Source organism: Rubrilithobacter danxiaensis (assembly GCF_047272945.1).
Taxonomy (GTDB): domain Bacteria; phylum Bacteroidota; class Bacteroidia; order Sphingobacteriales; family Sphingobacteriaceae; genus Rubrolithibacter; species Rubrolithibacter danxiaensis.
Genome location: NZ_JBKOPS010000004.1, coordinates 231,163 through 253,090, shown reverse-complemented (window position 1 = coordinate 253,090; position 21,928 = coordinate 231,163). Strand labels below are relative to the sequence as shown.

The 21,928-nt window shown below is 39.7% G+C and carries 22 protein-coding genes; 20 read left to right on the top strand and 2 right to left on the bottom strand.

Annotation, left to right across the window (positions count from 1 at the left end; translation table 11 throughout):
* The 17 genes from ACLCDL_RS06915 to ACLCDL_RS06835 all read left to right on the top strand — a co-directional run bounded on the left by ACLCDL_RS06915 (position 1) and on the right by ACLCDL_RS06835 (position 16,127).
* Positions 1 to 1,212, top strand: coding sequence for an NADH-quinone oxidoreductase subunit D (locus ACLCDL_RS06915; RefSeq protein WP_423147549.1), 1,212 nt, complete (start codon positions 1 to 3; stop codon positions 1,210 to 1,212).
* Positions 1,205 to 1,747: an NADH-quinone oxidoreductase subunit NuoE family protein gene (locus ACLCDL_RS06910; RefSeq protein ID WP_423147548.1), complete on the top strand. Its 543-nt coding sequence runs from the start codon at positions 1,205 to 1,207 to the stop codon at positions 1,745 to 1,747. The genes ACLCDL_RS06915 and ACLCDL_RS06910 overlap by 8 nt, the downstream gene beginning before the upstream one ends.
* Positions 1,748 to 1,750: 3 nt before the next feature.
* Entirely contained in the window at positions 1,751 to 3,112 is a 1,362-nt protein-coding gene (gene nuoF / locus ACLCDL_RS06905) for an NADH-quinone oxidoreductase subunit NuoF (protein WP_423147547.1), read from the top strand.
* A 112-nt stretch (positions 3,113 to 3,224) separates the two neighbouring features.
* Entirely contained in the window at positions 3,225 to 4,229 is a 1,005-nt protein-coding gene (locus tag ACLCDL_RS06900) for an NADH-quinone oxidoreductase subunit G (RefSeq protein ID WP_423147546.1), read from the top strand.
* On the top strand, positions 4,229 to 5,284 hold the full coding sequence (nuoH, locus tag ACLCDL_RS06895; RefSeq protein WP_423147545.1) for an NADH-quinone oxidoreductase subunit NuoH: 1,056 nt from the start codon (positions 4,229 to 4,231) through the stop codon (positions 5,282 to 5,284). Before ACLCDL_RS06900 ends, nuoH begins: the two co-directional genes overlap by 1 nt.
* A gap of 122 nt (positions 5,285 to 5,406) precedes the next feature.
* A complete protein-coding gene (locus ACLCDL_RS06890; protein ID WP_423147544.1) occupies positions 5,407 to 5,904 on the top strand; it encodes a NuoI/complex I 23 kDa subunit family protein in 498 nt (165 codons plus the stop codon).
* Positions 5,905 to 5,958: 54 nt separating this feature from the next.
* The gene (locus tag ACLCDL_RS06885; protein ID WP_423147543.1) at positions 5,959 to 6,462 is read left to right on the top strand and encodes an NADH-quinone oxidoreductase subunit J family protein; all 504 of its coding nucleotides are present in this window, start codon (positions 5,959 to 5,961) and stop codon (positions 6,460 to 6,462) included.
* Positions 6,462 to 6,791, top strand: a complete 330-nt coding sequence (gene nuoK / locus ACLCDL_RS06880; protein ID WP_423147542.1) for an NADH-quinone oxidoreductase subunit NuoK — start codon at positions 6,462 to 6,464, stop codon at positions 6,789 to 6,791. Before ACLCDL_RS06885 ends, nuoK begins: the two co-directional genes overlap by 1 nt.
* A gap of 59 nt (positions 6,792 to 6,850) precedes the next feature.
* Positions 6,851 to 8,758: an NADH-quinone oxidoreductase subunit L gene (nuoL, locus tag ACLCDL_RS06875; RefSeq protein ID WP_423147541.1), complete on the top strand. Its 1,908-nt coding sequence runs from the start codon at positions 6,851 to 6,853 to the stop codon at positions 8,756 to 8,758.
* Positions 8,759 to 8,778: 20 nt separating this feature from the next.
* The gene (locus tag ACLCDL_RS06870; protein WP_423147540.1) at positions 8,779 to 10,254 is read left to right on the top strand and encodes a complex I subunit 4 family protein; all 1,476 of its coding nucleotides are present in this window, start codon (positions 8,779 to 8,781) and stop codon (positions 10,252 to 10,254) included.
* 33 nt (positions 10,255 to 10,287) lie between these two features.
* Positions 10,288 to 11,667 carry an NADH-quinone oxidoreductase subunit N gene (locus ACLCDL_RS06865; protein WP_423147539.1) on the top strand — a complete coding sequence of 460 codons (1,380 nt, stop codon included), beginning with the start codon at positions 10,288 to 10,290 and terminating at the stop codon, positions 11,665 to 11,667.
* A gap of 45 nt (positions 11,668 to 11,712) precedes the next feature.
* A complete protein-coding gene (locus ACLCDL_RS06860; protein ID WP_423147538.1) occupies positions 11,713 to 12,375 on the top strand; it encodes a DedA family protein in 663 nt (220 codons plus the stop codon).
* Positions 12,376 to 12,381: 6 nt separating this feature from the next.
* The gene (locus ACLCDL_RS06855; protein WP_423147537.1) at positions 12,382 to 12,924 is read left to right on the top strand and encodes an inorganic diphosphatase; all 543 of its coding nucleotides are present in this window, start codon (positions 12,382 to 12,384) and stop codon (positions 12,922 to 12,924) included.
* A gap of 5 nt (positions 12,925 to 12,929) precedes the next feature.
* On the top strand, positions 12,930 to 14,255 hold the full coding sequence (locus ACLCDL_RS06850; RefSeq protein ID WP_423147536.1) for a hemolysin family protein: 1,326 nt from the start codon (positions 12,930 to 12,932) through the stop codon (positions 14,253 to 14,255).
* Positions 14,256 to 14,269: 14 nt separating this feature from the next.
* Positions 14,270 to 14,971, top strand: coding sequence for a 16S rRNA (uracil(1498)-N(3))-methyltransferase (locus ACLCDL_RS06845; protein WP_423147535.1), 702 nt, complete (start codon positions 14,270 to 14,272; stop codon positions 14,969 to 14,971).
* A gap of 68 nt (positions 14,972 to 15,039) precedes the next feature.
* Positions 15,040 to 15,624, top strand: coding sequence for a DUF4159 domain-containing protein (locus ACLCDL_RS06840; RefSeq protein WP_423147534.1), 585 nt, complete (start codon positions 15,040 to 15,042; stop codon positions 15,622 to 15,624).
* Between the two features lie 2 nt (positions 15,625 to 15,626).
* Complete coding sequence (locus ACLCDL_RS06835) at positions 15,627 to 16,127, top strand: acyl-CoA carboxylase biotin carboxyl carrier protein subunit (protein ID WP_423147533.1); 501 nt, start codon at positions 15,627 to 15,629, stop codon at positions 16,125 to 16,127.
* Positions 16,128 to 16,212: 85 nt separating this feature from the next.
* Here ACLCDL_RS06835 and ACLCDL_RS06830 read toward each other — a convergent pair whose 3' ends face one another.
* A complete protein-coding gene (locus ACLCDL_RS06830; RefSeq protein ID WP_423147532.1) occupies positions 16,213 to 17,856 on the bottom strand; it encodes an SUMF1/EgtB/PvdO family nonheme iron enzyme in 1,644 nt (547 codons plus the stop codon).
* A 227-nt stretch (positions 17,857 to 18,083) separates the two neighbouring features.
* Here ACLCDL_RS06830 and porV point away from each other — a divergent pair, with 227 nt between their 5' ends.
* Both porV and ispF read left to right on the top strand, forming a co-directional pair.
* Positions 18,084 to 19,265: a type IX secretion system outer membrane channel protein PorV gene (porV, locus tag ACLCDL_RS06825; RefSeq protein WP_423147531.1), complete on the top strand. Its 1,182-nt coding sequence runs from the start codon at positions 18,084 to 18,086 to the stop codon at positions 19,263 to 19,265.
* Positions 19,266 to 19,301: 36 nt separating this feature from the next.
* A complete protein-coding gene (gene ispF, locus ACLCDL_RS06820; protein ID WP_423147530.1) occupies positions 19,302 to 19,778 on the top strand; it encodes a 2-C-methyl-D-erythritol 2,4-cyclodiphosphate synthase in 477 nt (158 codons plus the stop codon).
* Positions 19,779 to 19,781: 3 nt separating this feature from the next.
* Here ispF and ACLCDL_RS06815 read toward each other — a convergent pair whose 3' ends face one another.
* Complete coding sequence (locus ACLCDL_RS06815) at positions 19,782 to 19,940, bottom strand: FeoB-associated Cys-rich membrane protein (RefSeq protein ID WP_423147529.1); 159 nt, start codon at positions 19,938 to 19,940, stop codon at positions 19,782 to 19,784.
* 116 nt (positions 19,941 to 20,056) lie between these two features.
* On the opposite strand from ACLCDL_RS06815, the gene typA reads away from it, so the two are divergent.
* Entirely contained in the window at positions 20,057 to 21,868 is a 1,812-nt protein-coding gene (gene typA / locus ACLCDL_RS06810; RefSeq protein ID WP_423147528.1) for a translational GTPase TypA, read from the top strand.
* Positions 21,869 to 21,928: the final 60 nt, after the last annotated feature.

Genomic DNA, 21,928 nt, shown 5'->3' with positions numbered 1-21,928 from the left:
ATGAATCAGCCAGTTATATTTAATAATCAGGAACTTCCGGATGCCACTACCACGCTAAACCTGGGCCCAACGCACCCGGCTACGCATGGAGTATTCCAGAATGTGCTGGAGATGGATGGAGAACGTATATTAAGTGGCGTTTCTACTATCGGATATATACACCGGGCATTTGAAAAAATTGCTGAACACCGGCCCTTCTATCAGATAACACCTCTTACAGACCGGTTAAATTATTGTTCATCACCCATAAATAATATGGGCTGGCACATGACGGTTGAGAAGTTACTGGGTGTGCAAACACCTAAAAGAGTAGATTATCTTCGGGTTATCATCATGGAGTTAGCCCGTATCTCTGACCATTTGATTTGCAACGGAATTTTAGGGGTAGACACCGGCGCTTATTCGGGTTTTTTATACCTGATGGAAGAACGGGAGCACATTTACGAGATCTACGAAGAAATTTGTGGAGCACGTCTCACAACAAATATTGGCCGTATAGGTGGTTTTGAGCGAGATTGGAACGATATTGCTTTCGCAAAACTGAACAAGTTTTTAAAGAACTTTCCTCCTATCCTTAAAGAATTTGAAGCGTTATTTAATCGTAATCGGATATTTATCGATCGAACTGCAGGCGTTGGAGCGGTTGATCCGGAAACAGCCTTGAATTACAGTTGGAGCGGCCCTATTCTTCGGGCTACAGGCGTTGATTATGATGTTCGTGCAAATGAACCTTATAGTTCATATGAAGATTTTGATTTCGAGATACCGGTAGGTACTTCCGGCGATGTTTACGATCGTTTTATCGTTCGTAACGAAGAAATGTGGCAAAGCTTGCGCATTATCGAGCAGGCATTGAAAAAACTGGAAAAAGAGCCGAAAGGTGTGTATCACGCAGATGTTCCTGAATTTTATCTTCCTCCCAAGGAAGAAGTTTATAATAACATGGAAGCATTGATCTATCATTTTAAAATTGTGATGGGTGAGATAGATACACCGAAAACGGAAGTTTATCATTGCGTGGAAGGTGGTAACGGTGAATTAGGCTTTTATCTGATAAATGACGGCGGACGTACTCCTTACCGTTTGCATTTCCGCCGCCCAAGTTTTATAAATTACCAGATGTATGCTCCTATGAGCAGAGGAATGTTTCTTTCTGATGCGATTATCAATATGAGTAGTTTAAATGTAATTGCAGGAGAATTAGATGCTTAGTTTAAATCAAACAGAGGATGTACTGTTTACTCCGGAACTGATAACAAAATTTAACGAAATAGTTGCCCGATATCCTGAAGGCAGGCAGAAATCGGCTTTGCTGCCTATACTTCATTTGGTACAGGCAGAATATGGCTGGGTAAGTGTGCCGGCAATGGATAAAGTAGCCGATTATCTGGATATAAAACCTATAGAAGTGTATGAGGTAGCAACCTTTTACACCATGTTTTTCTTAAAACCATCCGGCAAATATGTGCTTGAAGTTTGTCGTACCGGGCCTTGTTGCCTGGTAGGGGCAGAAAAGATAATGAAATATATCCAGGAGAAACTGGGTGTAAAGGAAGGCGAAGTAACGGCAGATGGCTTATTCAGCTGGAGAGGTGTGGAGTGCCTTGCGGCATGTGGAATGGGTCCCGTATTACAAATCGGGCCTGAATATACTTTTTATGAAAATCTTACTGAAGGTAAGATAGATGAATTGATAGATAATTTACGATTAACAACTGCAGATAAACCTGTTGTTGAAATTAGCTGATAAATGGGGCGAAAATTATTATTAGAACATATTGGCGTACCCGGTATAAATACTTTTGATGTCTATCGTCAGATGGGAGGATATCGTGCTGTTGAAAAAGCACTTAAAACGATGTCTCCCGACGATGTGGTGGAAGAGGTAAAAAAATCAGGGCTCCGGGGCCGCGGGGGGGCAGGTTTTCCTACAGGAATGAAATGGAGCTTTCTGGCAAAGCCCGAAGGCAAGCCTCGTTACCTCGTTTGTAATGGCGACGAATCTGAGCCCGGAACTTTTAAAGACCGGTATCTGATGACTCATATTCCTCATATACTTATTGAGGGAATGATCATATCCAGTTTTGCCTTGGGTGCAACTACTTCTTATATCTACGTACGAGGTGAAATGATGCCTCAGATACGTATACTGGAAAAAGCAATTGCAGAAGCCAGGAACGCTGGATTTTTAGGTAAAAATATATTAGGATCCGGTTTCGATCTTGAATTGTACGTGCAACCCGGTGGCGGAGCGTATATATGCGGAGAGGAAACTGCACTGATCGAATCGCTGGAAGGGAAAAGGGGAAATCCAAGAATTAAGCCGCCGTTTCCTGCTATTTCAGGTTTGTATAACTGCCCTACAGTAGTAAACAATGTTGAAACTATTGCAGCGACAGTTCCTATTATTAATGAAGGTGGTGATGAGTATGCAAAACTTGGAATTGGACGCAGCACAGGCACTAAACTTATTTCAGCTTCAGGGAACCTGAATAAGCCCGGAGTCTATGAAATTGAGCTGGGCGTTCCTGTAGAAGAGTTTATTTATTCAGAAGAATACTGTGGTGGGATTGCTGATGGAAAGCGTCTGAAAGCAGTAGTTGCAGGAGGTTCATCAGTTCCTATTTTACCTGCTAATCTTATTTTAAAAACAATTAATGGAGATAATCGGATAATGACTTACGAGTCCTTATCCGATGGAGGATTTGCAACAGGCACCATGCTGGGTTCGGGGGGATTCATTGCATTTGACGAAGACCAGTGTATTGTGCGCAACACCTGGAATTTCTCCCGCTTTTATCATCATGAAAGCTGCGGCCAATGTTCGCCATGCCGCGAAGGAACCGGATGGATGGAAAAAGTACTTCATCGTTTGGAATATGGTCATGGAAAGCTGAGCGATATGGACCTTTTAGTAGATGTGTCAAAAAAAATAGAAGGAAATACCATTTGTCCGCTGGGTGATGCCGCTGCCTGGCCCGTAGCAAGTGCAATTCGCCATTTCAGGGATGAATTCGAATGGCATGTTAAGGAACCGAAACTGGCAATGGAGAGGAATTATGGACTGGCACATTATGCTGATCCTCTTCAGAAACCTGAAACAGTAGTTTAAAGCAGGGTTATTGGAGGGAAAGAGTGGCAGAGTGATCTAAAAGTTTGAATGCTTAGTTTCAGATCGCTTATTAATTCCAGAATGACTAAAAATAAAAGAATTATCTTTTACAATGAGTGACAAAGTTAAAGTAACAATAGACGGAATTACAATTGAGGTAGAACCGGGAACAACCATTCTGAATGCTGCAAGGCAAATAGGCGGAGAAATTGTTCCTCCCGCAATGTGTTATTATTCCAGGTTACAGGGAAGTGGGGGAAAGTGCCGTACCTGTTTAGTAAAAGTTAGCAAGGGGTCTGAAAAAGATCCCCGTCCCATGCCGAAACTGGTTGCATCCTGCCGTACGGGGGTAATGGATGGGATGGAAGTTCAGAACATAACTTCTCCGGAAGTAATTGAAGCAAGGAAAGGTGTAGTAGAGATGTTATTGATCAACCATCCATTAGATTGTCCTATCTGTGACCAGGCTGGCGAATGTCATTTGCAGGACCTGGCTTATGAACACGGCACAGAAAGCACCCGTTATGAATTTGAGCGTAGAACATTTGACAAGATTGATATAGGAGATAAGATACAGCTGCACATGACCCGTTGTATTTTATGCTACCGCTGCGTTTTCACTGCCGACCAGATTACAGATAACAGGATACACGGTATTTTAGGTCGAGGTGATGCAGCAGAGATTTCAACTTACATTGAAAAGGCGATTGAAAATGACTTTTCCGGTAATATGATTGACGTTTGTCCGGTAGGGGCATTAACAGATAAAACATTCCGGTTTAAACAGCGGGTTTGGTTTACAAAGCCTGTTGATGCTCACCGTGATTGCCCTACCTGCTCAGGAAAAGTAACCTTATGGTATAAAGGTGAAGATGTAATCCGAGTAACTGCAAGAAAAGATCAATACGGCGAGGTGGAAGAATTTATTTGTAATACCTGCCGTTTTGAAACCAAGAAAACGAGTGATTGGGTGATAGAGGGTCCAAGGAAGATTTCTAACCATTCGGTTATTTCGGCGAACCATTATGAAGCGCTGAAACCGCTTCCAGTTATACAGAAGAATCCGGCTTTGATTGAAGCTAATAAAGAACAATTTGAACGAACAACAAAGATTTAATGGAACTGGCATTTGTTATAGAAAAATTTGTGTTGATCACGGTGATCTTTGCGATCAGCCTGGGTGTTGCAGCTTATTCAACGCTGGCTGAACGTAAAATAGCGGGCTTTTTGCAGGATCGTGTTGGACCGCACAGGGCAGGACCGGGAGGAATGTTTCAGCCATTAGCGGATGGATTGAAAATGTTTTTTAAAGAGGAAATCATTCCTGCACAGGCTAATCATTTCCTTTTTATTGCGGGTCCGTCGCTGGCATTGTTAACAGCATGCATCGGAAGTGCTGTAATTCCCTGGGGTCAGGAAATGGTTATCGGCGGCAGGACTATTGAACTGCAGGTAACAGATATTAACGTGGGTATCCTGTACATTTTCGGTATCGTTTCTTTAGGCGTTTATGGCGTTATGATAGGAGGCTGGGCTTCCAATAATAAATATTCCTTAATGGGAGCCATTCGTGCTGCTTCTCAGAATATCAGCTACGAAATTGCGATGGGCCTTTCCATCATTGCTTTGTTAATGATGACGGGAACCTTATCTCTTCGTGAAATTGCCGCTCAGCAATCGGGTTTCTGGGCTGATGGATGGTTTAGCTGGAACGTATTTAAACAGCCGCTTGGCTTTTTAATATTCCTGGTTTGTGCTTTTGCCGAAACTAACCGGACGCCTTTTGATCTTCCTGAATGTGAAACTGAACTTGTAGGTGGATATCATACAGAATATTCTGGCTTTAAAATGGGAGCTTATATGTTCTCTGAATATATCAACATGTTCGTTTCATCAGCAGTAATGTCTACCCTTTATTTCGGAGGATATAATTATCCCGGAATGGAGTGGGTAAACGCCATGCTTGGACCTACCTGGGGGCCTTTAGTTGGGGTGTTGGTATTATTCATCAAAATATTCCTTTTCATCTTCTTCTTTATGTGGGTGCGTTGGACAGTTCCACGTTTCCGTTACGATCAGTTGATGAATTTAGGATGGAAAGTATTGATTCCGCTGGCAATAGCAAACATTGTTATTACCGGAGTATGGATGACTGTAAAAGATTTAATTTAATAATAGCTTAAAGCGTAAGGCCAAAGCGAAGAGAATTGTTTAGTTAGAAATTGGAGTGAAAGCTGATAGGTGTGGTATTTAACAAACCTTTTTCCTTGTAGCTTTTGCCTTTTACCTTAATTATGGAATCATTAAGTAACCGGAAAAAAGTTTTAGAACAAAAACCCATGACCTTCATGGAGCGTTTGTACCTTCCTGCAATTTTTAAAGGAATGGCTATTACTTTTCGTCATATGTTTAAGAAAAAGGAAACTGTTTTTTATCCTGAGGTTGAACGCCCGATTTCAGAAAACTGGCGGGGGCTTCATTCTTTAAAACGGGATGAACAGGGAAGAGAACGTTGCACTGCCTGCGGATTATGTGCACTGGCTTGTCCGGCCGAGGCAATAACAATGATTGCTGCAGAGCGTAAAAAAGGCGAAGAAAATTTATATCGTGAAGAAAAATATGCTGCGGTTTATGAAGTAAATATGCTTCGCTGCATCTTTTGCGGGTTGTGCGAAGAGGCATGCCCTAAAGAGGCGATATACCTCGACGGTCCTTATATAACTGCCGATTATTTACGTAAGGATTTTATTTATGGTAAGGACAAATTAGTTGAACCGCCTCTGAAATCGTAAAAAGTTTTACCTTTGCCCCGCTTAAGTAAGGGGCAAAGCTTAAAAATTATTTTAATGAATATATCTTTATTCTATTTAGTAGCTTTCTTATCGATCTTTTTTTCACTGTTGGTTATTTTTTCAAAGAACCCGATACACAGTGTTTTATACCTGATCATTACCTTTTTTACATTTACAATTCATTACGTTCTTCTCAATGCACAGTTTTTGGCAATAGTGAATTTTATCGTTTATATGGGGGCAATTATGGTACTTTTCCTTTTTGTACTCATGTTACTGAATCTTAATAAAGATACCGAGCCAATGAAATCGAACCTGTTAAAGATTGTAGGAGTAATTGGAGGAATGTGTTTATTAGTTACACTGGCCGGATCATTAAAGGCATTGAATATTTCTGATCCTGTTGTCCTTAAATCTCCCGACATAGGCCTTGTTAAAAATCTCGGAAAAGTTCTTTTTAATGAATTCCTTCTCCCTTTTGAGGTTTCATCTATACTACTGCTGTCGGCGATGGTAGGTGCAGTATTACTGGCTAAAAAAGATCCTAAAAACGCATAATGGAAAATCTTACTCAAACCATACAAACCGTTCCTTTAAATCATTATATTTTATTCAGCGCCATTATTTTTGCAATAGGAGTAATGGGAGTTTTGATACGAAGAAATGCCATTGTAATTTTTATGTCGGTGGAGTTAATGCTAAACGCGGTTAATTTGCTGCTCACTGCTTTCTCTGTTTATCGCGGAGATGCTTCAGGCCAGGTTTTCGTGTTTTTTATTATGGCTCTTGCAGCCGCTGAAGTTGCTATCGGCCTTGCCATCATCGTAATGATTTACAGAAATACCAATTCAATTGATATTAATGTGCTGAACCGTTTAAAATGGTAAGAGAAGCTTACGATCTGATAGTTGAGGATTTGATTTTGAATTACGAATTATAATTTTTCATGATAAATTTAGTCTGGTTAGTTCCATTATTTCCTTTAATTGGATTTATAATAAACGGTTTAGGCAGAAACGTATTGCCGAAAAGTGTTGTAGGATTTATTGGAAGTCTTTCGGTTTTACTTTCTTTCGCAGTAAGCCTTGGAATCTTCTTTGAATTAAACAGCGCTGATACTAAGTCTTTTCTTGTTCCTGTTTTTAACTGGATTCAGGCTGGCAGCTTATCTGTGCCTTTTTCATTCCAGGTTGATCCTTTAAGTGCATTAATGCTGCTGATTGTAACCGGCATTGGCTTTCTGATCCATGTTTATTCTACCGGGTACATGCATCATGATTCAGGTTTCGCTAAGTTCTTTTCTTATCTGAACCTGTTTGTATTTTTCATGCTCCTCCTTGTTTTAGGATCAAACTATGTAGTGATGTTTATTGGCTGGGAAGGCGTAGGGTTATGTTCTTACCTTCTCATCGGGTTTTGGTTCACAAACGAATCCTATGCCAGTGCTGCTAAAAAGGCTTTTGTAATGAACCGTATAGGGGATTTAGGCTTTCTTATCGCAGTATTCCTGATATTTACAACTTTTGGAAGTGTAGAATTTGCACAAGTATTTCCAAAAGCAGCATCTATGGCTTCTGGCGATAGTACCTTACTTTTAATTACTATTTTTTTATTCATAGCAGCTACCGGTAAATCTGCACAAATTCCTTTATTTACCTGGCTGCCGGATGCAATGGCCGGCCCCACACCTGTTTCTGCATTGATACATGCTGCTACCATGGTTACTGCCGGAATTTATATGATTGCTCGCTCTAATATCCTGTTTACACTTTCGCCTGTTACTCTGGATATTGTTGCTGTTATCGGGCTGGCAACAGCGATTCTTGCTGCGGCAATTGCTATCACTCAAACAGATATTAAAAAGGTATTGGCTTATTCTACCGTTTCTCAGTTGGGCTATATGTTTTTAGGATTAGGAGTTGGTGCATACACCGGTGCTTTTTTCCACGTAATTACGCATGCCTTTTTCAAGGCTCTTTTGTTTCTTGGCGCCGGCTCTGTTATTCATGGCATGAGCAACGAACAGGATATGCGTTTGATGGGCGGATTAAAAAAGAAGCTGCCTGTTACTTTTTTAACTATGCTGGTTGGTACAATTGCTATTTCCGGCTTACCTCCTTTTTCAGGGTTCTTTTCTAAAGATGAAATTCTGGCTCATGCCTACGAGCATAATAAATTGTTATGGGTAATCGGGGTAATCGGAGCAATGCTAACAGCCTTTTATATGTTCCGGATGCTATTCTTAACTTTTTACGGGGAGTTTAGAGGCACGCACGAACAGGAGCATCATTTACATGAATCTCCAAAATCAATGACTGTTCCTTTAATCGTTTTAGCGATTTTATCTGCAGTCGGCGGATTTATCGGAGTGCCTGAGGTGCTGGGCGGAAATCATTGGCTTGCTCGTTTCTTACAACCTGTATTTGAAGGTTCAAATGGAAAAACAGGTGAAATTGCCTTAGATCATAGTATAGAATATGTGCTGATGACAATATCAGTTGTACTTGCCTTGGTTGCTGCACTTATTTCCTATTCAAAATATGTTAAAAATAAACATGTTCCGGTTGCCGATTCATCAGAACGTGGCGCTTTGGCAAAATTATCTTATAACAAGTTTTATATCGATGAACTTTACGATGCGCTGGTAACACGTCCGTTAAATGCGTTATCAGGCTTCTTTTATAAGGTAATAGATAAAACCGGGATAGATGGAATTGTAAATGGCGTTGGATCGGCAACGAATGAAGCAAGCAAAGGATTACGGCTTTTGCAAACCGGAAATATAGGTTTTTACATTTTTGTAATGGTTGCCGGCATTGTGGCCATACTGGTGTATGGGTTTTATAAATTTTAATAGAAGGCTTTAAAAGATAAATGGAAATTATACTGCTTATATTTTTACCGCTGGCCGGAGCAATTATAACCGGATTAACCGGTAAATCTCAACAGGCAAAAAAAATAGCGTTAGCCTGGTCAATTGTGTCGCTGGCTATAACAGGCTACCTCTTGTCAGTATTTAATCCTCAAAACTCCACACAGTTTTTGGTTAATTATCCATGGATTCCTGCAATGGGAACTCATTTTAAAGCCGGTATAGACGGGATCAGTATGCTGATGGTTTTATTGACCAATTGCCTTATTCCTTTAATTATTCTAGCAAGCTTTAAACATAAATATAAAAATTCCGGCGCTTTTTATGGTTTAATTCTCTTTATGCAAAGCGGCTTGCTGCTTGTATTTACGGCGCTGGATGCTTTCTTGTTTTATGTAGGATGGGAGGCAGCACTGATTCCAATTTATTTTATTTGTGCTGTCTGGGGTGGCGAAAATCGTATCCGTGTAAACCTTAAATTTTTTATTTATACCATTTTTGGTAGTTTAATTATGCTGATAGCAATTGTCTATCTATCTGTTCAAACTCCAGATAATTCTTATGATATTCAGTCGATTTACCAGTTAGCATTAGATCAGGGTACCCAAAGCTGGATTTTCTGGGCTTTCTTTCTTGCTTTTGCTATTAAAATGCCGGTTTTCCCGTTTCATACCTGGCAACCTGATACCTACACAGAAGCACCTACTACAGGAACAATGCTGCTTTCAGCAATCATGCTGAAAATGGGAACTTACGGAGTTATAAGATGGCTGATACCTGTTGCTCCGCTCGGGTTTGCTGAATGGGGAAAAACGGCTATTGTTCTTTCTATTATTGGAATTGTGTATGCTTCGATCATTGCCTTTACACAAAAAGACATTAAACGCCTGGTTGCTTATTCCTCTATCGGTCACGTAGGATTGATTGCTGCGGGTATTTTCGTGTGGAATACACAAGGCTTGCAGGGTGCCATGATCCAGATGATCAATCACGGAATAAATGTATTCGGATTATTTTTCATTATAGATATTATCAGTAGAAGGCTTAACACCCGGAATTCTGACGATATGGGTGGAATTGCTAAATCTGCTCCGCAGTTTGCTATCGCATTTCTTATTATCCTTTTAGGCGCAGTCGCCTTGCCTTTAACCAATGGATTTATCGGAGAGTTTTTATTGTTAATAGGAGTATATCAGTATAATATCTGGGCAGCTGTTATCGCCGGACTAACTATTATATTCGGAGCAGTGTACATGTTACGAATGTATCAGAAAGTAATGCTTGGAAGTGTAAATGAAAAAACGCTTCTTTTTAAAGACATAGATAGTACTGAGAAGACTATTCTATATATTGTCTGTGCGTTTGTTATTGTTATTGGGATTTATCCAAAACCATTATTAAACATATCTGAGCCTGCGGTTAATCAGTTGATAGAAACAGTTAACAGCAAATTACTTACTCTTAATCCTAATTTATAACAGATTGACGATAGTCATGCAGATTAAAAAAATATGAACGCATTAATTACCATATCAGTTTTAGCGATCGTTATTTTATACCTTGGGCTGTTTAAAGCCAAAAGTGCATTGCTTCCTGTTACCGTAGTAGGATTAATAGTAGCGCTGGGTTTCTCCGTAGCTGAATGGAATGCAGATGCAGCACCCATTTACAACGGAATGATGCTTTTTGATAATTTTGCTGTAGCTTTCTCGGTAATTACCATAGTATCTACCATTCTGATTCTTCTTCTTTCAAAAGATTACTTTGAAAATATCAGTTCAAATGTTGCAGAATATTATACGATAATTTTATTTGCACTGGCCGGAATTGTGGTAATGGTATCATATCATAACCTGAGCATGCTTTTTATCGGTATTGAAATTATGTCGGTAAGCTTGTACATTCTTGCAGGCATAAAAAAGCGTGATTTTGGGTCGAATGAGGCTGCTTTAAAATATTTCCTGATGGGGGCTTTTTCTACAGGCTTCCTGCTTTTTGGGATTACATTGATTTATGGCGCTACCGGCTCGTTTGATCTCGAACAAATAAAATCCTACGTACTTTCCAACCCGCAGGGCGTATCCTCCTTATTTTATTCAGGAATACTTTTAATGATTGTTGCTTTATGCTTCAAAGTGGGAGCAGCACCCTTTCATTTCTGGGTACCTGACGTGTATGAGGGTTCTCCTACGCTGATAACTACTTTTATGAGTACGGTTGTTAAAACAGCGGGTTTTGCAGCCTTCCTTCGTATTTTTGCCATTTGTTTTGCTCCTTTGCATGACTTTTGGATGCCTGTACTTTTAGTAATTACCATAATAACTCTGTTTGTTGGAAATATAACTGCAGTTTATCAGCAAAGCTTTAAGCGGATGCTTGCTTATTCGAGCATTTCACACGTAGGCTATATGTTGTTTGCCATTGTTGCTTTAGGTAAAACATCCGGTAGCGCAGTTTTCCTGTATGCAGCAGCTTATTCACTTGCGTATATTATTGCCTTTGGTATATTGATTTTGCTACAGCGACAAGCTGCTTCCGATACCTTTGAAAGCTTTAATGGTTTATCGCGTAAAAATCCGTATCTCGCTTTTACTTTAAGCATTGCTATGCTATCGCTTGCAGGTATTCCGCTTACTGTTGGATTTATCGGTAAATTTATGATGTTCTCACGGGCGCTTTCAGAATACCACGTATGGCTTGTAGTCCTTGCAGTAATTAATGCAGTTATAGGGATATTCTATTATTTGCGGGTAATTGTTGCTATGTATTTTAAAGATACCGATCGTGCTGAACTAAGTGTGCCATCTTATTATAAAATTGTTTTAGGAATCTCCGCAGCCGTAACTATCCTTTTAGGAGTTTATCCCGGATTTTTAACAGATCTTATCTGACCCCTAAAAATTAATTAATATTCGTAGATTTACGGGTATTACGTTATGCACGAAATCTGGACCTCCCTTCAACATGTTTTAGATGCTGAAAAAATGCTTAGAGAAGGAGGGTTTTATGTGCTTCTTTTCGTAGTGTTTGCAGAGACGGGTCTGTTCTTCGGTTTTTTCTTACCTGGCGATTACCTTTTATTTCTTGCAGGAATGTTTGTTGCAACAGGAAAGCTCGATGTTTCTGTTTCTATTTTAATTGCAGGGCTTATTATTGCTGCCGTAGGAGGAAATTTTGTAGGTTACTGGTTCGGAAGGAGAACTGGCCCTGTATTGTACCAGCGGAAGGATACTTTTTTCTTTAAAAAGCGTTATTTATCCGCAGCTGAAGATTATTACCGAAAGCAAGGTGCTTTTGCTTTGATAATGGGACGTTTTATACCAATTGTGCGGACCTTTGCACCTATATTTGCAGGTATTGTACGTTTGGATATAAGGAAGTTTGCTTTGTACAATATTACGGGTGGAATTCTTTGGATTTCATCATTAACTTTGCTGGGATTTTTTCTCGGAAAAAGATTTGAGAAAGAAATTGAAGCATATCTGGGTTATATCATTTTTGGGTTTATAGCGATAACAGCAATTCCCTTAATCTGGACCTACATAAAATCAAAGTTTGTTTTAAACAAAAGTGAAAAAGATAAGTTGAACGAAATATAAAATAGTATGAGTACGCACCCCTGGCATGAAGTTTCTCCCGGCGAAGATGTTCCTTCCGTTGTTAACGCAATTATTGAAATTCCTAAAGGTTCAAAAGCAAAATATGAAATAGATAAAGCTTCCGGTTTATTAAAGCTTGACCGCGTTTTATTTTCTTCAGTAATGTATCCTGCGAATTATGGCTTTATTCCACAAACTTATTGTGATGACCACGATCCGCTGGATATTCTTGTAATTTGTTCTGTTGATGTGTACCCCATGTCAATAATTGAGGCTAAAGTAATAGGCGTGATGCATATGGTAGACAACGGAGAACAGGATGATAAAATAATTGCAGTGGCTAATAATGACATGTCTGTAAATTATATTAATGATCTGGAAGACCTGCCCCCACATACCATGACAGAAATTGTCCGCTTTTTTAAAGATTATAAAACGCTTGAACATAAAAACGTAACCATTGAACAGTTGATGGGGCGTGAAGAAGCAGTACGGGTTATAAAGGAAAGTCTCGAACTTTACCAGTCAACCTTCGTTGTAAATAGTTAATATCCATGGGTTTTCAGATATTTCTTACGTTTTTTCTGGTCTTTTTAAATGGCTTCTTTGTAGCGGCAGAATTTGCTATTGTTAAAGTCCGGGCATCACAGATAGAGATTAAAGCAAAATCGGGAAGCCGCTTTGCAAAAATCGCAAAGCATATTATTCATCATCTTGATAATTATCTTGCTGCTACTCAATTAGGAATTACGCTGGCATCTCTGGGGCTTGGTTGGGTAGGAGAACGTGTAATGGAGCATATTCTTAATAATTTGATGCTTTCGCTTGGGGTCAGCGTATCGTTTGCCACCAGTTTTTCAGCAACAGCAGCTCCGATAACAGCCTTTATAATTATTACCGTTTTGCACATTGTTTTCGGCGAGTTGGCTCCAAAATCACTGGCAATACAAAAACCTGTTGGAATAACAATGGGTGTATCTTTTCCGTTGCATGTTTTTTACCTCATTTTCCGGCCTTTTATCTGGCTGCTAAATAGCTTTGCCAATCTTATATTAAAGGTATTTGGGGTAAGTTCTGTTAGTGGAAGTGAAGCTCACCATAGTTCCGAAGAGCTTCAGTATTTGCTCGACCAGGGGAAGGAAAGCGGGGCGCTTGATACAAGTGAGCACGAGCTTATAAAAAATGTGTTTGATTTTAATGAGCGGGTTGTTAAAAATATCATGGTTCCGCGAACTAAAATCTCCGCAGTTGAACTGAACACCGATTCAAGAGAGCTGCTCGATTCGATAATTAAAGAAGGATATTCACGCGTACCTGTATATGATGATACAATTGATAAAATTGTTGGCATTGTACACGCGAAAGATATTCTTCCGTTGCTGGCTTCAGGGCAGGAACTGGTTTTGAAAAATATAATCCGTAAGCCTTATTTTATTCCTGAAACAAAGAAAATTAATGACCTTTTAAGCGAGTTGCAGCAAAAACGTATCCAGATAGCAATTGTTCTGGATGAGTTTGGCGGAACAGCAGGGATGGTAACCCTGGAAGATATAGTAGAGGAAATTGTAGGTGAAATACAGGATGAATATGACGAAGAGAAACCTATTGTAGAGAAAGTTTCAGACACGGAATACATTATCAATGCATCGGCGAGTATTTATGATGTGAATGAATATTTACCGCATGATCTTCCGGAAGATGCAGATTATGATACCGTAGCTGGTTTAGTGAGCGATCTTTTTGGTAAAATCCCTGAAGTTGGCGACAGAAAGGATTTTCTGGGCTATGATTTTACTATCCTGAAAAAAACCGAGCAGAATATCGAATCTGTTAAGCTTGAACTTATAATTAATGATACCGACGCCATTGATTTGCGTTGAATTTAAAAGGGAATATGCATCTCTTTTATACTCCCGATATTACTTCAGAAAATTATACTCTTAACGAAGAGGAAAGCCGGCACTGTGCTAAAGTACTAAGGCTTGAAAAGGGTGATGTAGTTTATCTTATTGATGGTAAAGGAGGCCTTTATACAGCTGAAATTGCTGATTCGCATCCCAAACATACTGAGTTAAGAATTACTACTGCAGAAAAAGAATACGGAAAACGGAATCATTATCTTCATCTGGCCGTTGCACCTACAAAGAATATAGACCGTTTTGAATGGTTTCTGGAAAAAGCTACAGAGATTGGTATTGATGCGATTACGCCCATTATCTGCGATCGCTCTGAGCGAAAAGAAATAAAGACAGAGCGCTTGAATAGGGTTATCACTGCTGCTGTAAAACAATCGTTGAAAGCATATCATCCTCATTTAAATGAACCGGTTAAACTTAAACATTTTCTTAATCGGCAAATCGCCGGGCAAAAGTTTATTGCGCATTGTATCAATGGTGAAAAATCTGCGTTGAAGAAACAACTTGTCCCTAACGGAACTTATACTATACTAATAGGCCCTGAAGGTGATTTTACACCTGAAGAAATTAACCTTTCTGCAGAATTTGAATTTATTCCGATAACTTTAGGTAATAGCAGGTTAAGAACAGAAACAGCTGCGTTGGAAGCCTGCTTCGAAGTGAATTTTATGAACCGATGAAAGCCTTTTTTAAATTAATAGGTTTAAGTTTAATATTCTGTGCAGCTTTTGCACCGCCATCGTATAAAATGGCAAAGCTTAAGTATAATGGCGGTGGCGATTGGTATGCAAACAGAACCGCCTTGCCAAATCTTATAAACTTTTGCAACAGAAATCTCGGAACAAATTTCAGTGCTGATGAAAGTATTGTAGAAGCGGGAAGTTCAGAGATTTTTAACTATCCTTTTGTGTACATGACGGGGCATGGGAATGTGCAGTTTTCTGATCAGGAAGCAGAAAACTTACGAAAATATTTAGCTGGCGGCGGCTTTCTGCATATTGACGATAATTACGGACTTGATAAGTTTATTCGTCCGCAGATGAAAAAAGTTTTTCCCGAACTTGATTTTAAAGAACTTCCGGTTAACCATCCGCTATATAATCAAAAGTTCAAATTTCCCGCAGGACTACCAAAAATTCATGAACACGATAATAAGGGGGCACAAGGCTTTGCATTGATATACAAAGGCCGTGTGGTTTGCTTTTATACCTATGAATGTGATCTTGGAAACGGTTGGGAGGATTTCGGTACATATCCGGGAGATACGGAAGAAATACGGCAAAAGGCACTTAAAATGGGAGCAAATCTGGTGCAATATGCTTTAACCCAATAACAATGTACACTATACAAGTAAACGGGCAAACTGATTTTCGGCTTGAAATTAAAAATACCCAAGTTCTATTGGATGGGATACCATTGGCAATTGATTTGCAACAGGTAGATAAAAACAGCTTTCATATTATCCATAACAACAGATCTTTTAATGCCGAGGTTATATCTTTTGATCCGGCCAACAAAAGTTTTAGTATAAAAGTCAACGGAAATTTATACGAAGGCACTATTCATGATAAATACGACCAGCTATTACATGAGCTTGGTTTTGATAAGATATTAAGTAATAAAATAGCTGAAATTAAGGCCCCAATGCCTGGTATGGTTTTACGGCTTCTTGTAACGGAGGGGCAGGAAGTAAAAAAAGGGGATAGTTTATTAATACTGGAAGCAATGAAAATGGAAAACAGTATAAAAGCTGCCGCCGATGTAAGAATTAAATCCTTAAAAGTTAAGGCAGGGGAAAAAGTAGAAAAGAACCAGGTATTGATTGTAGTAGAGTAATATAAATTTAAAAAGGAAGATAGGAGATTCCAATAGAAGATGTGTAGAAAAATAAAAAGGGATCGATTTCGATCCCTTTTTATTTTTATCTTATTTTCTTCGGTGCCCTTGATTTAGGTTGCTCAAATTGTGGCTTTCCTTTTGAGCTTATTTCAGGAGCTCCAACCATACTCATAGCACATCTGAAACCTAATTCAGCACTTGATTCATCCTGCTGCATAAAACGACGCGTAGCAGGATTTAACCAGTAGGCCCGATCGTTCCATGAGCCTCCTTTATAAACTCTGGATTCATCGTTAACTAAGGTTGTAATACCATACAGATTTTGATTTACAGTATCAAGATGGCCTCTGAAATCAGGATCGTAAGGTTTACCGGCAATTGCAGAAGGAGTAGCAGAAGCAGTACTGTCAGGTTTTGCATTTACAATTTCAGACCATTTTTGCTTTTTGCCTGAAGGTGCCTGATCTTTGATAGGCCTTCCGTACTTATCCTTTGCGTAAATTCCTTTATTACGGTCAGCTAAACGTTTGTTCACATACTGGTTTCCGCGGAAAGGATTGAAATCTTCAAAATCTTCAAAAGAAAGCTTTCTGTAAACATCGGCAGTCCATTCGTTAACGTTTCCGGCCATATTGTAAAGTCCGAAATCGTTAGGTATATAGGCTCGGACAGGTGCAGTTATATCAGCTTTATCATTTAAGTATCCGCCGGTACCCATGTTATCACCTTCACCACGTTTAAAGTTAGCCATTATCATACCCCGGGTTTTTTTCTTTGGAGATCTTACTCCAAGTCCATTCCACGGATAAATTCTGCCATCTTCGATATTTTCATATTCTGTATTACCGGCTAAAGACAAAGCTGCGTATTCCCATTCTGCTTCTGTAGGTAAGCGGTAAGGCTGTTTCAAAACTCCATCCTCCAGTCGTACTGGCCTGGTAGGAGCACCTTTGGTTTTTTTAGCGCCCGCAGCATTTGCTGCTGCTGCCGCCGGATTTAAATCTTTTGGCATTTTTTTACCGTCGATATTATCACCGCGGTATTGTCCGTTCAGATAGATATCCGTATTAAAAGGTTCTGTACTTGTTGTAGTAGAAGCAGTTGCGGCTGCTTTTCCCTTTGACTTGCCTTTATTTGTTGCTAAAGATTTGTAATCCATTAAAGCGCCTCTTTCACGAAGGATCTGCTCATTCACACGGTCAGTCCTCCATTCGCAATAGGCAACCGCCTGCTCCCAGCTAATTCCAACTACAGGATAATCCTGGAATGCCGGATGACGAAAATAGTTGGTCACATAAGGTTCATTATAAGAAAGAGGTCTTCTCCACACCAATGTATCTGGTAATGCATTGTAGTAATATTCCTGGTCATCCGGAAAGTTCCTCCTGATCCAGTACAAATACTCTCTCCAGTCAACGTTAGCAACTTCAGTTTCATCCATATAAAATGAAGCAACGGTAACACGACGCCTTAAATTATCATATTCATAAGCCAGATCCTGGTTAAGGCTTCCTCCCATAACAAAGGTTCCGCCTTCTATTGCTACAAGGCCGGGGCCCGGGCCGGCTTTAACTTTATTGGCAACTTCAAAGCCGCCATTGTATTTATTGTTATACGCCCAACCGGTTTTGGAAGATGCTGTCTGAGTTTTTTTGCTTTTACAAGCTGTTCCCAATATCCCAATAGCAAGTAAGCCGGAGGTAAAAAGTAGAAATGTTTTTTTCATTATAATAATTAATGAGCACTAATTTGCTAAATTACTACTATTCATTCATATACCAAGTGCATGATAAATGAATAAATTAAAATTTACTGGCTTGTACGTAAGTAAATCAATAGAGTTTCATAACTATTAAATTGGATATATACTTAGCAAACAGGCCGGTAATAATGGAATTATACTATTTTTATACCTCTTTACGTTTAAATTTGTTATGTTTAGCTGTTTCTTAGATGCGAAATAGATTAACGCTTTTTTCTCTTTTTATTCTTTTTCCGGTGTTTGTAAAAGCACAGGTAGGGGGCGGAGGAGACCCCACGACTGACGGAAGGTCAGGAACACGTATTATTACTACGGCAGTTCCTTTTCTTTTAATTGCTCCCGATGCCCGTTCAGGCGCTATGGGTGATGCCGGTGTTGCAATTTCACCAGATACCTATTCTATTCACTGGAACCCTTCAAAACTTGCTTTTGCAGAGCATTCTTCCTGTATTTCTGTTTCATATAGTCCGTGGCTGCAAAAATTAATCCCGGATATCAATCTGGCTTATCTGGCGGGATATCATAAACTGGACGATCGCAATACGGTGGGAGGATCTCTTCGGTATTTTTCTTTAGGACAAATTCAGCTGGCAGATAATATGGGTACCGTATACGATAATTATAATCCTAACGAGTTTGCTATAGATGGTTCTTTTGCCAGAAACTTTGGTGAAAGCTTTTCGTTGGGTACTTCTGTACGTTTTATATATTCTAACCTGGCTAACGGTCAGTTTGCGAGCGGGCAGCAAACCAAACCCGGAACAGCCCTTGCTGCAGATGTTTCCGGATTTTATAAAAAGGAAACCCAATTGTTTGGAAGGGATGCCCGGATTGCCGCGGGAGTCAATATCTCAAATATCGGTAACAAGATCAGTTATGTTCAGGACGGCAATAAGCTCTTTCTGCCAACCAATTTAAAAATGGGCACAGCAGCCACGTTTTTTATTGATGATTTTAATGAATTCACTTTTGCACTGGATTTTAATAAACTGCTTGTTCCAACACCCCCTGTAATAGAAATTGATCCTGAAACAAACGAACCTATTATTACTGCCGGCCGCGATCCTTCTGATGTATCTGTTCCAGCTGGTATTTTCAGTTCGTTTACTGATGCTCCGGGCGGGTTTAAAGAAGAACTTCAGGAGATCAGTTATTCAACAGGCCTGGAATACTGGTATAATAAACAGTTCGCTCTTCGAACCGGCTACTTTTATGAAAATCCGGTTAAAGGAAACCGCCAGTATTTTACGCTTGGAGCAGGATTAAAGTATAACGTTTTCAATATTGATTTTGCGTACCTCTTAGCGAGTCAGCAAAAAAGTCCGCTCGCAAATACCCTCCGCTTTTCGCTCGTTTTCAATTTCGGCGAATAATAAATACCTTCACAGTTTTAAGTTTAAGGATATATCATGAAAATTCGTGTAGGTTTTGGGTTTGATGTGCATCAGCTGAAAGAAAATCATCCATTTATTTTAGGGGGAGTAAAACTCGAGCATTTTTCAGGCGCTTACGGGCATTCTGACGCAGATGTATTACTTCACGCAATATGTGATGCACTGCTTGGCGCTGCCAGCCTGGGCGATATCGGGTATCATTTTTCAAACCAGGATGAAAGATGGAGAGGGATCAGCAGCATTATCTTATTAAAAGAATGTGTAAAGCTCATAGCTGAGAAAGGATGGAAAATTGGAAATATTGATGCAATGATCTGCCTGGAAGCGCCCAAAATAAATCCGCATGTTCCTGCAATGAAGAAAAATATTGCAAAAGCAATAGGAATAAGTGAAGAAGATATTTCAATAAAAGCAACCACAAACGAAAAAATGGGTTTTATTGGCCGGGAAGAAGGAGTAGTGGCGTATGCGGTGTGTTTAATAGAAAAGTAAGGATTATTTCTCAGGTACTTTGATTTTTGTAAAATCAACACCGCATCCCTTGCAATTCTCTCCGCATCCGTCTTTCGCCTTCAGATTTCTGTAAATCATCCTCCCTATATATACCAACGCTATAACAAATAAGGCTATAACAATAATCTCCTGTGCTGTCATGATGCAAAGTTAAAACTTTATTAAGGGCTGATTGTCAAATAATTTTCAAACTAATATCTCTCAATTTTACCAAATTAAACTTTACCTTTGCAAAAAATTTGAAAAGCAATTTTTGCATGCAGAATATCAGAAATATAGCGATTATCGCACACGTTGACCACGGGAAGACTACCCTGGTAGACAAAATTTTACACACTTGCCAGTTGTTTAGAGATAACCAGGAAACAGGAGAGTTGATACTGGACAATAATGACCTGGAGCGTGAACGGGGGATCACAATTGTATCAAAAAACGTTTCCGTAAATTATAAAGGAGTTAAAATTAATATCATTGATACTCCGGGCCACGCCGATTTTGGTGGTGAGGTTGAACGGGTATTAAAAATGGCCGATGGCGTTCTTTTGTTAGTTGACGCTTTTGAAGGTGCCATGCCTCAAACCCGTTTCGTAACTCAGAAAGCGCTTTCTTTAGGATTAAAACCCATTGTAGTTATCAATAAGGTAGATAAGGAGAATTGCCGGCCTGAAGAAGTGCATGAAGCAATCTTTGAATTATTCTTTAACTTGGAAGCTACAGAAGAACAATTGGACTTCCCGGTAATTTACGGATCATCCAAACAGGGATGGATGAATACTGACTGGAAAACCAAGACTGATGATATTACTCCGCTTCTGGATGCTATTTTACAATACATTCCTCCTGCACCAACCAACGAAGGTACATTGCAAATGCAAATCACCTCACTGGATTATTCGTCTTTTGTAGGGCGTATTGCGATTGGACGGGTTGCCCGCGGCGTTATCAAAGAAAACATGCCGGTGTCGCTGGTAAAGCGGGATGGAAAGGTTCAGAAATCAAGAATTAAAGAATTATACACTTTTGAGGGTTTAGGTAAGATAAAAGTGGCTGAAGTATCTTCAGGAGATATTTGTGCGGTTGTTGGAATTGAAGGCTTTGATATTGGTGATACAATTGCCGATTTTGAAAACCCTGAACAGCTGGCTGTTATTAAAATTGATGAGCCAACTATGAACATGCTGTTCACCATCAACAATTCACCTTTCTTTGGTAAAGAAGGAAAGTTTGTAACATCTCAGCGCCTTCGCGACCGCTTATTCAAAGAGATGGAAAAAAACCTGGCGCTTAAAGTTGTGGAAACAGAATCTCCGGATGCTTACTTAGTTTATGGCCGGGGAATTCTTCATTTATCGGTATTAATTGAAACAATGCGCCGCGAAGGATATGAATTGCAGGTAGGTCAGCCCCAGGTTATTGTGAAGGAAATAGACGGGGTAAAATGTGAACCGATTGAAACGCTGATTGTAGATGTGCCGGGAGAAGTTTCGGGAAAAGTGATTGAACTGGTAACACAGCGTAAAGGCGAGTTATTGGTGATGGAACCTAAGGGCGACCTTCAGCACCTGGAGTTTGAAATACCTGCCCGCGGAATTATCGGTTTAAGGAATAACGTTTTAACAGCCACTGCCGGAGAAGCCATCATGGCCCACCGCTTTAAAGCGTATGAGCCATGGAGAGGTCCGATTCCCGGCCGCTTAAATGGTGTATTGGTATCAATGGAGAAGGGTCAAACAACAGCATACTCAATCGATAAACTTCAGGACAGAGGCCGGTTTTTTATAGAACCCGGCGAAGATGTTTATGAAGGACAAATAATGGGTGAGCATATCCGTGATAATGACCTGGTTGTTAATGTTGTTAAAGGAAAACAGTTAACAAACATGAGAGCTTCGGGCAGTGATGATAACGTACGGATCGCACCTGCTGTGAAATTTTCTTTAGAGGAAGCGATGGAGTACATCCAGGCTGATGAGTATATTGAAATAACACCGAAGAGCATGCGCTTACGTAAGATTTACCTTACAGAGAACGAGCGCAAGATCAACGCGAAGAAATTTGTGAATCAGTAAGCCTCCATCCGATAAGTATCGGGTCCAATCAGGCAGACATTTTAATATTTTTAGAAGGGG